Consider the following 13,330-nt stretch of genomic DNA (forward strand, 5'->3'; position numbering starts at 1 on the left):
TTAAAATTCGTTATAATCTGTCTGAAAAGCTTCTTTTACTCTTTTTATTAATCTGTGCATTCTGTCACTGCCTCCTGCAATGATACCGGCAGTCAAAATAATATCGATGCTTTGTATAATTGTAGATTGAATTTCGGATAAATTATCTCTAGTTTCATTAAATAATATTCCTGACATTAACCGAAAACCAGAAAACGAAAGAATTAATCCAATAATATAGGCAATAACAATTGTTCTTTGTTTACGTTTCATTCCCTCTTTGGTAAGTGTATTTTCAAGATCTTTTTTTTCCTGCATCATCTCAACCACTTCTTCCTCTTCTGCATCTAAAATTCCAGCTTCCTCGCTCACAGGAATACTCATAATCTCTAGCTGAGCATCGATCTCTTCAATTCGGTCTTTACACTCTTTCTTTAATCTTTGCCTGGGATCATGCACAAAAATCTCTATAAATTGTTCTACGACAAACATGATTACCGAGGTATATCCTAAAACAGCAACTACATTTCCTGGAGTAAGATGTGATAAATCTATGGCCGGTAACTGATCTTCAAGCAGAATAAATCCAACTGCTGCAAATACCATTAAAATAATAGCTATCGGATTTTTATATAATGCTTTCATGATTTAGGATTTAAAAGTAATATGATAAAAGTACAAAAAACTAAGTTTGATAAAAATCACCTCATAAAATTATAAAAGCCTCATAGACAAGAATACCATGAGGCCTTTAAACATATAATTTTATTCTTTATTTACCAGGAAATTCTGCTTTTCTCTTTTCTAAAAAAGCGGTGGTCCCTTCCTTAAAATCTTCGGTCCCAAAACAATTACCGAACTGCTCTATTTCAACCTTAAACCCATTTATTCCATCTTCATAAGCTGAATTCACAGATTTAATTGCAGCTGCTATTGCTACCGAAGAATTTCTCATAATTTTTCCAGCTAATTTTTCGGCTAGCGGTAGTAATTCTTCTTGAGTAGTAACATGATTTACCAGTCCGTATTGCTGTGCTTGGTTCGCATCAATCATACCTGCAGTCATGATCATTTCCATAGCCCTACCCTTACCTACTAACTGGGGTAAACGCTGCGTTCCTCCATACCCTGGTATAACTCCCAAAGATACTTCGGGTAATCCCATTTTTGCATTATCGCTTGCCACTCTAAAATGAGCGGCCATCGCTAATTCTAAACCTCCACCAAGAGCAAAACCATTAACGGCTGCAATAACTGGCGTAGAAAGATTCGCTACAAAGTCAAATAACAATTCTTGTCCTTTTTGTGCAAGGTTTCCTCCTTCGGCAACAGAAAAATCGGCAAATTCACTAATATCTGCACCAGCTACAAAAGCTTTTTCACCACTTCCTGTGACAATAATGACTTTTGTTTCTGCATCTAGATCTGCTACTCTAAAAGCCGCATGAAGTTCTTGAATAGTTTCTTTATTTAAAGCATTAAGCTTTGATGGCCTATTAATGGTTATTCTTGTAATACCATTATTTTGAGCCGTTAGAATATTTGTATACATGAGTTAGTTTTGAGTTTTATTCTCTGGGAAATTTTACCTTAAAAACGGTGCCTTTCCCTTCTTGGGATGTAAAGGTAATACTTCCTTTGTAGGTTTCCACAATATTTTTCACCATTCCTAATCCAAGCCCCATTCCACTAGATTTTGTGGTAAATTTTGGTTCAAAAATTCTCTTTTTATTCTCCTCGCTCATACCTACCCCATTATCTGCTACCGTGATAATTACTTCCTCATTCTCGGTAAACACATTTACAATAATTTTAGGCACTCTATCTTGAGGAATGGCTTGGGTTGCGTTCTTAACCAAATTGGTCACCACTCGTATCAATTGTGTGCGGTCAAATTTGGCAATAATCTCCTCTCGCCCTGAAGGAAATACAATATAATCCTCATTAAAAATATCAAGCGCCAGCCCAACAATTTTTACCACATCCAGAGTTTCACTTTTTTGCGCTGGCATTTGAGCAAAATTAGAAAACGCCGAAGCGATAGAACTCATGGTATCTATTTGCTGAATAAGGGTATTACTATATTCTTGTATTTTCTGATTGATATTTGGGTCTGTAGGATCAAATTTTCGCTGAAAACTCTGCACCGTTAATCGCATAGGTGTCAACGGGTTTTTAATTTCATGCGCTACCTGTTTTGCCATTTCTCTCCACGCTGCCTCTCGTTCACTTTTGGCAAGCATAGCGGCACTTTCTTCTAGTTCATCGATCATGCTATTATACGCATTAACCAAAGAGTGAATTTCATCACTGGCATCACCAATTTCAATTCTTTTGTTTCGCTTATCAAGACGGGTTTGATCTATTGTTTCTGAAATTGATTTAAGAGATCTGGTAATGTACTTAGACAGAAAATAAGCCAAAGCGATAGCTATAATCAACATTAAAAGATATACCTGTCCTACACGTTGCAAAAACTCTATCAGTTCCCTTGTGATAAGATCATCATCTTCGAGATACGGAAGGTTAAGAATACCCAACGGTTTGGATCTTGTATCTGTGATATAGGTGTAAGATGTTAAAAACTTCTCACCGTTTTTTTCTGACTTTACAAGATACTTTTTATCATACAAAGATGCCAGCGTATCAAGAATAAGAGGACTTAGTTGTTTATGTATGGTGTCTTTCGGAAAAATACCCTCAGAACCGATCAAAAGTTCACCAGATAGACTATAAATATTTATGGGTAGAGAGTGTTCTTCTGCTATTTGATAAATCTTTTGTCTGTATGCAAATATTCTGGAAAGATGCTCTTCATCTATAGGATAAGTAGTGCTGCGCAATGCGTTATCTATTGCTATTTGAATTCTACTCTCTTTTCGTTCTAATCGTTCTTGGTGATATTCTTCGGCTTCTTCTTTATATTGATAAATAGATACCGCAGCAATTAAAATCGAAGCCAATAGTACCAATACTGTCATTGAGATGAATATTCTGGTACGTAGAGAGAGTTGTAATAGCTTCATAGTATATTTTGATAGGTAAATATAGCAAATATCACACCAAAATAGCTTCTTGTCTCACTGCGTATTGCTTAAATTTGACTAGCTTTACGCTATGGATGAAAATATCATACTCTCAGTAAAAGACCTTTGTATCTCGTTTTTCTCTGACAACAAGGAAAATCAGGTACTGCATGATATTTCTTTTAACATCTATAAAAATGAAATCTTGGGTGTTGTTGGAGAGTCTGGAAGCGGAAAATCTGTTGCTTCATTGGCTATTTTAGGATTACTTCCGAATAAAATTTCGAAAATATCTAAAGGAGATATTGTCTACAACGGAATATCCCTACCAACATTAACCGAAAAGGAATTTAGAACGATACGAGGTAATGAAATAGCTATGATTTTTCAAGAACCTATGAGTTCTTTAAACCCATCTATGAAGTGTGGGAAACAGGTGGCAGAAATATTATTGCAGCACACTTCGCTTTCTAAAGCCGATGCTCGTTCTGAAGCAATTTCTCTTTTTACAAAGGTTAAATTACCCGATCCTGAAAAAGCTTTTCGATCCTACCCGCATGAATTGAGTGGTGGCCAGAAACAACGTATCATGATTGCGATGGCCATTGCCTGTAAACCAAAATTACTTATTGCCGATGAACCTACAACTGCCTTAGATGTTACGGTTCAAAAAGAAATTATAGCTTTACTCAAAAGTCTGCAGCATGAGTATAAAATGAGTGTTTTATTCATTTCACATGATCTTTCGCTTGTTTCAGAAATTGCAGATCACGTTTTAGTAATGTATCAAGGGAAAAAAGTAGAGTATGGACCGGTATCACATATTTTTAAATCACCAGAAAAAGATTATACCAAAGCCCTTATTAATGCACGTCCTACTTTAGATGTTCGGTTTAAAACACTACCAACTATTTCCGATTTTTTAGCTGATGTCGAGCCGTCTCATGAAATTATAACCCAGGAGCAGCGTCAAAAACATCATACAGAACTGTATAAAAATCCTCCACTACTCGAAGTGCATAATGTAGAAAAAACCTATTTTTCTAAAGTTGGTTTTTTTGGCAAAACAGAATTCAAAGCAGTAGATGATGTAAGTTTTAAGCTATATGAAGGGGAGACATTAGGCTTAGTAGGAGAATCTGGTTGCGGAAAATCTACATTGGGAAATACCATATTGCAACTTGATAAAGCAGACAAAGGTCAAATCATCTATAAAGGTCAGGATATCACCCAACTCTCTTCTTCAGAAATAAGAAACTTAAGAAAAGAAATTCAACTTATTTTTCAAGATCCATTCGCTTCCCTCAATCCCAGGCTAACAGTTGGAAAAGCCATTATAGAACCTATGCAAGCTTATGGACTATATACCAATGATACCGAAAGAAAAGAAAAAGTAATAGAATTACTTTTACAAGTAGGGCTTAATGAAGAGCATTTTAATAGATATCCTCATGAATTTAGTGGTGGGCAACGACAACGAATAGGTATTGCCAGAACTATTGCTCTACAACCCAAACTTATTGTTTGTGATGAATCGGTAAGTGCCCTAGATATTTCTGTGCAAGCAAAAGTGCTTAATTTATTAAATGATTTGAAAGAAAGATTTGGATTCACCTATATATTCATATCACACGATCTGGCAGTAGTAAAATATATGTCTGATCAGTTATTGGTTATGAATCAAGGAAAAATTGAGGAATACGGTGATGCAGACCAAATTTATGAAAATCCCAAAAAGGCTTATACCAAAAAACTAATTGATGCCATTCCTAAAGGGCAATAAAAAAACCTGTTAAGCTTAAGCAGGTTAACAGGTTTAATTCATCGCGACTTGGGGAGGTTGCGATTGATTAACAACAAAAAATCACATCAACAAAAATACTTTTTTCGCTAAATACATACAGTTTGAAAGTAATTCCATAGTTGGTTTAACTGACTTCTGTAAACGATTTATACGCTTTTTCATAATAGGGACAATATTGTGTGGGTTAATAATTAGTCTAGTTCTTAAAAAACAATGTGTTTTAGGGGGCATTATTTTCTAAGGGGACACTAATATGCAAAAAAAAATCAATAAACACGTTTAAAGACCTAATAAATCGACAAAATACTCAAAATTTTAACATTTTACTTTCAGAAGCTTGTTTTTACAGGTTAAAGTAAAGGTTTAAGGTAATAGGAATCTTATCGAAAGAGTAGTATTTTTCTTTCAAAATTGAGTTTGCGTGTGTGTAAAACTATAAACGATCATTTATCTAAATTATTATCCGTTATGTTTCAATTATTATTCGTTACCCTGTAATTAGGATTAGAATTCTATACTCATATGGTCATTTCAGGAATTTCTCCTTCGATAATCAATTTTCCTTCGGTTGCATTTTCTATTTCTTCTACACTAACCCCAGGAGCTCTTTCTAAAAGTTTGAATCCATCTTCGGTTATTTCCATCAAAGCTAAATTGGTAACAACCTTTTTTACACAGTTTACTCCTGTAAGCGGAAGAGAGCATTTCTTCAATAACTTAGATTTCCCTGCTTTATTGGTATGCATCATGGCAACTATGATATTTTCAGCACTTGCCACTAGGTCCATTGCACCTCCCATACCTTTTACCATTTTGCCCGGGATCTTCCAGTTTGCGATATCTCCACTTTCAGATACTTCCATAGCGCCTAAAATAGTTAGATCGACATGTTGCCCTCTAATCATGCTAAAACTTGTAGCAGAGTCAAAAAACGAAGCTCCAGGCATGGTGGTAATGGTTTGCTTACCTGCATTAATTATATCTGCGTCTTCTTCGCCCTCAAAAGGAAATGGTCCCATTCCTAATACGCCATTCTCACTCTGAAATTCTACATCTATTCCCTGCGGTATGTAATTTGCGACCAGAGTAGGGATACCTATACCAAGATTTACAAAATATCCATCCTGCAATTCTTTGGCAATACGTTTTGCTATTCCGTTTTTATCTAGCATAATTATCTTCTTCTAATTTTATACGAATTAAAGCTACTAATCGATTTGTTTTCTTGAACCCACATCAAAAAAGGTATTCCAAAAGTAATGGTACCTATCAATCCGAAATACATAAATAAAACACAAGTTACCACTGCACTTATAACAAAAGCAACAAGCATTTTACGGCTGTCAACCACAGCATCAATTCTATTAATATGTTTTTTATCTAATTTACCACAATAGTCACAATTCACATCAACCTCATCCCCTACTTTCATTTGCAGCTCTCCTCTTGTTGCTGTAACTGGAGTATACTTATTTTGCTTCTTGCATCCAGAACATGTGTATTCCAACCTCATCAATCCCCTGTATTAATTCAAATTAGGTTGCGGAGTCATTCTCAAATAAGGTTTAATTTCTTTGTGCCCTTTTGGAAAAAGTCCCGGAATTTCTTCATTGGTTACCGAAGGAACAATAACACAATCATCACCTTCATTCCAGTTTGCTGGAGTTGCTACTTTATGATATGCTGTTAATTGTAAAGAATCGATAACTCGTAGTAATTCATCAAAATTACGTCCTGTAGAAGCTGGATATGTAATGGTAAGCTTTACTTTTTTACTTGGGTCAATTACAAAAACCGATCTTACGGTAAGCTGACTATCTGCATTTGGGTGAATCATATCGTATAACTCAGACACCTTTCTATCTTCATCTGCTATTATTGGGAAATTAACTGTAGTTTTTTGAGTTTCATTAATATCCTTTATCCATCCGTGGTGTGATTCTAGGCCGTCTACACTTAGCGCAGCCACTTTCACATTACGTTTGTTGAATTCTTCTGTATACTTAGCTACTGTTCCTAGTTCTGTTGTACAAACTGGTGTGTAATCTGCAGGGTGCGAAAAAAGCACTCCCCAGCTATCTCCTAACCAGTTATGAAAATCGATTTCTCCCTCTGTAGTTTTTGCTGTAAAGTTTGGAGCTTCATCTCCTAATCTTAATGTGGCCATAATTGTTATGTTTTTGGTTTTAAAAGTATCTTATTATTCTTTTTTACGAACGGTTCGTTGTTCGATTCGTTTTTCATATTTCTCTCCCTTAAAGATTCTTTGCACAAAGATTCCTGGAATATGAATATGATCTGGGTCCAGACTACCCGCGGGGACAAGCTCTTCGACCTCGGCAACCGTAATTTTGGCCGCTCCTGCCATACACGGGTTAAAGTTTCTTGCTGTTCCTTTAAAAATCAAATTACCTGCTTCATCTCCCTTCCAGGCTTTTACAAATGCAAAATCAGCTTGAAATGCATGCTCCAGAACATACATTTTACCGTTGAATTCTCGAGTCTCTTTTCCTTCTGCTACTTCTGTACCATATCCTGCAGGTGTATAGAACGCAGGAAAACCTCCTTGCGCAGCTCTGCACCGTTCGGCCAATGTACCTTGCGGTATAAGCTCAACGTCTAATTCGCCACTTAGCATTTGACGTTCAAACTCATCATTCTCCCCTACATAGGAAGACACCATTTTTTTGATCTGTTTTTTTTGAAGAAGAAGCCCTAAACCAAAGTCATCTACTCCTGCATTATTAGAAATACAAGTGAGTCCCTTAATATTTAGCTTTACTAATTCTGCAATTGCATTTTCAGGAATTCCGCAGAGTCCAAATCCCCCAAGCATAAAGGTCATATCGTTCTTTACCCCTGATAAAGCTTCGGTAACATTGGGTACCGTTTTACGAATCATATTGTTCAAATTTTATCGAAATAAAAGTACTAAAAAAATAGTACTATATCGTTTGAACTATGATGGTTTTACGAATAATTTAATAGTTATAAGGAAGTACTACATTGAGAATTCATCATCAATATTCTCTTCTTGTACATTGCTCTTTTTAAACTCTTCACAATCTACCTCAATCGTTAAGGTTTCTGGTTTTGGAAATGCATCTTTTGAAACTTTTAGGGTCTCATCTTCATAGCATTTTCTCATAAACAATGCCCAAATTGGTAATGCCATGGCAGCACCCTGACCATACCTAGTAGTTCTAAAATGCGTGGCACGGTCATCACCTCCAACCCATACTCCAGTACAAAGGTTAGGCACAATACCCATAAACCAACCATCACTTTGGTTTTGAGTGGTTCCTGTTTTACCAGCAATAGGGTTATTAAATTGATATGGGTGTCCCGTTACTACCGCCTTAATATCTTCTCTGTTGGAAGGTCCTGAACGTAATCTAGCACCAGAACCATATTGTGTAACTCCCTCCATTAGGTTAATAGTTACATAGGCAGCTTCTTTACTAATCACGTCTCTAGTTTCAGGAACAAATTGATACAAAGTAGCCCCATTTTTATCTTCTATGCTCGTGATCATAACAGGTTTGGTATATATCCCTTGATTTGCAAAAGTACTGTAAGCTCCTACCATTTCAGATAGCTTTAAATCTACCGATCCCAAAGCTATAGATGCAACACCTATAATTTCTGATTCAACGCCTGCCTTGTCGGCCAAACGCACAATAGGTTCTGGACCAATTCTATCCATTAATCTAGCAGAAATAGTATTCACAGATTTTGCCAGAGCCGTTTTAAGGCTCATATAACCAGTGTACTCAGCATTATCATTTCGTGGAGTCCAATCTTTCTCTACTACTCCATGAGATCCTACTGGGATGGTAATTTGCGACAATGGTAAGGTGTCACAAGGAGAGAGTTTTAATTGATCTATAGCGGTCGCATAAACAAAAGGCTTAAATGTAGACCCTACCTGGCGTGCTCCCTGATACACATGGTCATACTGGAAGTGCTTGTAGTTGACTCCGCCCACCCAAGCCTTAACATGACCTGTTTGTGGCTCCATAGACATTAAACCTGAACGTAAGAACTTCTTATAATATAAAATGGAGTCTTTTGGAGTCATTATAGTATCTATTTCTCCTTTCCAACTAAAGATTTTCATGTCGGTTTTCTTATCAAAAGACGCCAAAATCTCCTTTTCGCTCTTTCCTTCATCCAACATTTTCTTTCTTCTTGCTGAAGTTCGTATTGCTCTTTTTACAATGCCTTCTACCTCGGCTTTGGTGATATCTCTAAACGGGCTCGTCTTATTGTTTTTTTCCTGTTTGTCAAATTCTTTCTGAAGGTTAGACATGTGCTCTTTAGTAGCTTCTTCTGCATATTTTTGCATTCTAGAATCTATCGTCACATTAATTCTAAGTCCGTCTCTATAAATATTAAAAAATTCTGGATCTCCTTCTTCATTTTCTCCCTTAGGGTTTTCTTTTACCCATTTCGACATCCAACTCCTTACATATTCTCTAAAATATGTTGCCGTGCCATCAGAATGCCCTTCTGGAGCATAGTCTAATTTTAATGGTAATTGCTGTAGACTGTCTTTTTCGACTTCGGTAATATATTCATACTTTGCCATTTGGCTAAGCACCACATCTCTTCGGTCTTTTACCATTTCTGGTCTTCTAAGTGGGTTAAAAAGTGAAGAGTTTTTTAGCATTCCCACTAAAACAGCAGCTTCTTCAATTTTAAGATTTTTCGGAGTATCTCTATTAAAATAGATTCTTGACGCCGAGCTTATACCGATGGCTTGATTTAGGAAATCGTATTTATTAAGATACATCGTCATGATTTCCTTTTTGGTGTATTGTCGCTCTAATCGAGTAGCGATTACCCATTCCTGTATTTTTTGCAGGTATCTTTCAAATTTATTTTTAGAACCTCCTGTAAACAACTGCTTTGCCAACTGCTGAGAAATGGTACTTGCCCCTCCTTTACTCCCTAAAAATATAAAAGCTCTTAGAGTACCTCTAGCATCGATACCTGAGTGGTCGTAGTATCTTGCATCTTCGGTAGCAACCAATGCATTTACCAAATGCTGCGGAAGATCTTCATAATCAACCGGAGTTCTATTTTCTTTGAAAAATGTTCCTATCTGTACCCCATCAGAAGAGATAATTTGTGTAGCAAGATCATTTTGAGGGTTTTCTAACTCTTTAAACTGAGGCATTTCTCCAAATGCCCCCCAACTTGCTAAAAGAAAAAGTAGGACAATAAGAAGAATTCCTGATGCAAATGTGATCCAAAATCCCTTTATAAAAGTAAGTGTACTTACTGCTTTAGTTTTAGACTTGGTTGTTCTTTTCTTACTCGATTTTGATTTGGGTGTTGCCTTTGCCATTTATTTAAGGTTTTGAGCAGGTTCTATTCTAAATCCAATATCTGTTATCCCTTCTAGAGAATGTATTCCATCTACTTCTCCATTTTTACGCATTGCATGCTGTAGGGTAATTGTATACTCTCCTTCTTCAGAAAAAGATACATTTTCTTTATACCATAATTTGTTTTCCTTTACATCTGAAAAACCTGTTCCTAACCATTCGCCATTGGGGGCTGCCATATCATATTCCAAGGTATCTGTAACTACCTTTCCGTTAGGAAATTTCATTTCACTTATCAAAAACAAATTGCTATATCTATAATCATTTGTGTTTCGAACATTAATAAAAAGATTATAGTTATTCTCTTCGCCAAGTTCTGGTAAAATAAAACTTACTTTCTCGTTCATTTCCCAGGCATCTGCTACTGTTTGATATTCATCAAAAATCTGGTTATCATCGCAAGAAACAACCAGTAAGGCTGCACAAATTATAAGTATAAACCTAAGATTTATCATTGTTCTTATTACGTGATCTATGTCTTTTATTCCTTTGGTTTTTTGACCTGTTTGAATTTTTGTTTTCAGAATTCCCTCCTTTTGATTTTGCGGTCACTGTTTGTTTATCTGAAGAACCTTTATTCGTGTTCTTTCTTTTATTTCTATTTTTTCTCCTTCTTTTACTACTACGCTTAGGTTGATCAAATCTAGTTAAACTATCTTGTCCTACAACGTTCTCAAAATCCATTTTAGTGTCTTCTAGCAATTCTGATGCGAATTCTTCAAGACTAGCTACCTTTTCATTATTGTTATTGGCCGCGATAATTTCACCGGCATGTTCTGCAGAGATTTTGTGCCAATTCATCCACTCTCCTTCATAAGCATACCACAGTAGCCCTTTAAAAATATCAATTTTCTGGCATACGGCTACTCCTTTTTCAGTATGTAATTTTGTCTCTGGTTTTGGAAACTCATTTAGTGCGTCTATATAAGCATCTAACTCATAATTAAGACAGCATTTAAGTTTACCACATTGTCCAGCCAATTTTTGAGGGTTCAACGATAGTTGTTGATATCGGGCTGCACTGGTATTTACAGATCTAAAATCGGTTAACCAAGTAGAACAGCACAATTCCCTACCACAAGAACCTACCCCACCAAGTCTTGCAGCTTCTTGTCTAAAGCCCACCTGACGCATTTCAATTCTGATGCTAAACTCATGTGCAAATTCTTTAATAAGCTGTCTAAAATCTACACGCTCTTCGGCAGTATAATAGAAAGTAGCTTTAGAACCATCTCCCTGAAATTCGATATCAGAAATTTTCATTTGTAATTCTAAGCGAATTGCAATTTCACGAGATCTCACCTTCATTTTCTCTTCTCGGTCTCTCGATTTCTGCCAAATATCGATATCCTTTTGTGAAGCTTTGCGATATATTTTTTTGATATCATCGCTATCTAGCTCCACTTTTTTCTTTTTCATTTGGATACGCACCAACTCTCCTGTTAATGACACGATACCTACGTCGTGACCCGGCGAGGCCTCAGTCGCTACAATATCCCCTATACTTAAAGATAGATTTTCTGTATTTTTGAAGAATCCTTTTCTACCATTTTTAAAACGTATCTCTACGCAATGAAAAGGCTTTGCACCACTGGGAAGTGACATATTCGATAACCAATCGAAAACTGTTAATTTATTGCAACCATCGGTACCGCAAGTACCATTGTTCTTACATCCTTTAGGTTGTCCGTCTTTTCCGGAAGAACAACTACTACACCCCATATTTTAGTTCTATATTGAAATTTGTCTATGAATAAAATCATGACAAATACGGTTCTTACTCAAGTTAGATTTTTTATTAAAGCATTTCTAACTTCTCAATTGTTAAAGATACTATGAAAAAAATTATCTGCCATAGTATCTTTGGCATTTTAGCGTCACCTTTTAAATTTTAACGCTTCTGAGCGACCTTTTTTAAAGATTTTATTACTGTTACCCTTTCCTTTTCGGAGCGCCTTTTGCTCTTCATAAGGTAGTCGATTTACTTCCTTACATTCATTTGAACAACAGTTCTCCATCTCAGACGCACAGTCTTCACATTGAATAAACAATAAATGACAAGCTTCGTTTGCACAGTTTACATGTGTATCGCAAGGTTTACCACATTGGTGGCAATTTGCAATAATATCTCCTGAGATTCGCTCTGCTCTTCTATGATCAAAAACGAAGTTTTTTCCTAAAAATTTGTTTTCAAGACCTTTTTCTTCGACTTGTCGGGCATATTCTATAATTCCTCCTTCTAGTTGAAATACATTTTTAAACCCTTTATGCTTGTAATAGGCACTGGCTTTTTCACACCTTATTCCGCCTGTACAATACATTACCAGTTTTTTATCTTCTTTATGTTCGCGTAGGTCTTCTTCAATAATATCTAATGAATCTCTAAATGTATCTACATCTGGAGTAACCGCTCCTTTAAAATGGCCTATTTCACTCTCATAGTGATTTCGCATATCTACCAAAACAGTATCTGGATCTTCAATAAGTGCATTAAATCTCTCTGCATCTACATGAACTCCTTTATTGGTAACGTCAAACGTATCATCATTTAACCCATCGGCAACGATTTTGTGCCTTACTTTTACCTTTAATTTTAAGAATGACTTTGAATCTTGCTCTCTCGCTATATTTAATCGAACATTTTCTAAGAAAGAAATACTATCTAGATGCTCCTTAAATGCATTAAATTTTGGAGCTGGAACCGAAAGTTGTCCATTGATCCCCTCTTTGGCTACATAAATTCGCCCAAGAACATCGAGTTCGTTCCAACGTATAAAAAGGTGATTTCTAAAAATTTCTGGATTTCCGATGTGTGCATATTGGTAGAAAGAAAGCGTGAGCCGATCTGTACCGGCATCATCGATTAGGGCTGCTCTTTCTTTTGCACTTAATTTATTGTACAGTTGCATGCTATACTAATGTTTTAAGTTAAAAAAGAATTCAATTTTTTGGCAAAAGTACAAATCATAAGGAGATTATAAAAAAATGCCTTGAAATTATATTCAAGGCATTTTTTGGCTAATTCGTTACTTATTTAATTTTAACGATTAAAATAATAGGTAACGAAGCTAGCCACCATCAACTATACAACTACTAATTTTAGTACTTGTATACCCATTTTGGTAATG

General features: G+C 35.9%; 12 protein-coding genes. 1 reads left to right on the forward strand and 11 read right to left on the reverse strand.

The window, feature by feature from the left end; genetic code table 11:
- The 3 genes from M0D21_RS16575 to M0D21_RS16585 form a co-directional block, all read right to left on the reverse strand.
- Nucleotides 1-624 (reverse strand): hypothetical protein, encoded by a 624-nt coding sequence (locus M0D21_RS16575; RefSeq protein ID WP_248331588.1) that lies wholly within the window; start codon nt 622-624, stop codon nt 1-3.
- A 127-nt stretch (nt 625-751) separates the two neighbouring features.
- Nucleotides 752-1,531 (reverse strand): enoyl-CoA hydratase/isomerase family protein, encoded by a 780-nt coding sequence (locus tag M0D21_RS16580; protein WP_248331590.1) that lies wholly within the window; start codon nt 1,529-1,531, stop codon nt 752-754.
- A gap of 16 nt (nt 1,532-1,547) precedes the next feature.
- Nucleotides 1,548-3,005 carry a sensor histidine kinase gene (locus M0D21_RS16585; RefSeq protein ID WP_248331592.1) on the reverse strand — a complete coding sequence of 486 codons (1,458 nt, stop codon included), beginning with the start codon at nt 3,003-3,005 and terminating at the stop codon, nt 1,548-1,550.
- Nucleotides 3,006-3,096: 91 nt separating this feature from the next.
- Here M0D21_RS16585 and M0D21_RS16590 point away from each other — a divergent pair, with 91 nt between their 5' ends.
- The gene (locus M0D21_RS16590) at nt 3,097-4,788 is read left to right on the forward strand and encodes an ABC transporter ATP-binding protein (RefSeq protein ID WP_248331594.1); all 1,692 of its coding nucleotides are present in this window, start codon (nt 3,097-3,099) and stop codon (nt 4,786-4,788) included.
- A 539-nt stretch (nt 4,789-5,327) separates the two neighbouring features.
- On the opposite strand, the gene M0D21_RS16595 is transcribed toward M0D21_RS16590, so the two are convergent.
- The 8 genes from M0D21_RS16595 to trhO all read right to left on the reverse strand — a co-directional run bounded on the left by M0D21_RS16595 (nt 5,328) and on the right by trhO (nt 13,111).
- Nucleotides 5,328-5,981 (reverse strand): CoA transferase subunit B, encoded by a 654-nt coding sequence (locus M0D21_RS16595; RefSeq protein WP_248331596.1) that lies wholly within the window; start codon nt 5,979-5,981, stop codon nt 5,328-5,330.
- 2 nt (nt 5,982-5,983) lie between these two features.
- Nucleotides 5,984-6,322, reverse strand: coding sequence for a hypothetical protein (locus M0D21_RS16600; RefSeq protein WP_248331598.1), 339 nt, complete (start codon nt 6,320-6,322; stop codon nt 5,984-5,986).
- A 12-nt stretch (nt 6,323-6,334) separates the two neighbouring features.
- On the reverse strand, nt 6,335-6,976 hold the full coding sequence (locus M0D21_RS16605; protein ID WP_248331600.1) for a peroxiredoxin: 642 nt from the start codon (nt 6,974-6,976) through the stop codon (nt 6,335-6,337).
- Between the two features lie 33 nt (nt 6,977-7,009).
- Nucleotides 7,010-7,711 (reverse strand): CoA transferase subunit A, encoded by a 702-nt coding sequence (locus M0D21_RS16610; RefSeq protein ID WP_248331602.1) that lies wholly within the window; start codon nt 7,709-7,711, stop codon nt 7,010-7,012.
- 99 nt (nt 7,712-7,810) lie between these two features.
- Nucleotides 7,811-10,162, reverse strand: a complete 2,352-nt coding sequence (locus M0D21_RS16615; protein ID WP_248331604.1) for a penicillin-binding protein 1A — start codon at nt 10,160-10,162, stop codon at nt 7,811-7,813.
- A complete protein-coding gene (locus M0D21_RS16620; protein ID WP_248331606.1) occupies nt 10,163-10,657 on the reverse strand; it encodes a gliding motility lipoprotein GldH in 495 nt (164 codons plus the stop codon).
- Complete coding sequence (locus M0D21_RS16625; protein ID WP_248331609.1) at nt 10,644-11,924, reverse strand: PSP1 domain-containing protein; 1,281 nt, start codon at nt 11,922-11,924, stop codon at nt 10,644-10,646. Before M0D21_RS16625 ends, M0D21_RS16620 begins: the two co-directional genes overlap by 14 nt.
- 155 nt (nt 11,925-12,079) lie before the next feature.
- Nucleotides 12,080-13,111 (reverse strand): oxygen-dependent tRNA uridine(34) hydroxylase TrhO, encoded by a 1,032-nt coding sequence (trhO, locus tag M0D21_RS16630; protein ID WP_248331611.1) that lies wholly within the window; start codon nt 13,109-13,111, stop codon nt 12,080-12,082.
- Nucleotides 13,112-13,330 lie beyond the last annotated feature (219 nt).

It is taken from the genome of Aquimarina acroporae (genome assembly GCF_023195925.1).
Lineage (GTDB): Bacteria > Bacteroidota > Bacteroidia > Flavobacteriales > Flavobacteriaceae > Aquimarina > Aquimarina acroporae.

Bases quoted from the DNA above. Each gene is read 5' to 3' on its own strand.
- M0D21_RS16585 (WP_248331592.1), bottom strand. From the start codon at position 3,005: ATGAAGCTATTACAACTCTCTCTACGTACCAGAATATTCATCTCAATG.
- M0D21_RS16620 (WP_248331606.1), bottom strand. From the start codon at position 10,657: ATGATAAATCTTAGGTTTATACTTATAATTTGTGCAGCCTTACTGGTT.
- M0D21_RS16615 (WP_248331604.1), bottom strand. From the start codon at position 10,162: ATGGCAAAGGCAACACCCAAATCAAAATCGAGTAAGAAAAGAACAACC.
- trhO (WP_248331611.1), bottom strand. From the start codon at position 13,111: ATGCAACTGTACAATAAATTAAGTGCAAAAGAAAGAGCAGCCCTAATC.
- M0D21_RS16580 (WP_248331590.1), bottom strand. From the start codon at position 1,531: ATGTATACAAATATTCTAACGGCTCAAAATAATGGTATTACAAGAATA.
- M0D21_RS16610 (WP_248331602.1), bottom strand. From the start codon at position 7,711: ATGATTCGTAAAACGGTACCCAATGTTACCGAAGCTTTATCAGGGGTA.
- M0D21_RS16595 (WP_248331596.1), bottom strand. From the start codon at position 5,981: ATGCTAGATAAAAACGGAATAGCAAAACGTATTGCCAAAGAATTGCAG.
- M0D21_RS16590 (WP_248331594.1), top strand. From the start codon at position 3,097: ATGGATGAAAATATCATACTCTCAGTAAAAGACCTTTGTATCTCGTTT.
- M0D21_RS16605 (WP_248331600.1), bottom strand. From the start codon at position 6,976: ATGGCCACATTAAGATTAGGAGATGAAGCTCCAAACTTTACAGCAAAA.
- M0D21_RS16575 (WP_248331588.1), bottom strand. From the start codon at position 624: ATGAAAGCATTATATAAAAATCCGATAGCTATTATTTTAATGGTATTT.
- M0D21_RS16600 (WP_248331598.1), bottom strand. From the start codon at position 6,322: ATGAGGTTGGAATACACATGTTCTGGATGCAAGAAGCAAAATAAGTAT.
- M0D21_RS16625 (WP_248331609.1), bottom strand. From the start codon at position 11,924: ATGGGGTGTAGTAGTTGTTCTTCCGGAAAAGACGGACAACCTAAAGGA.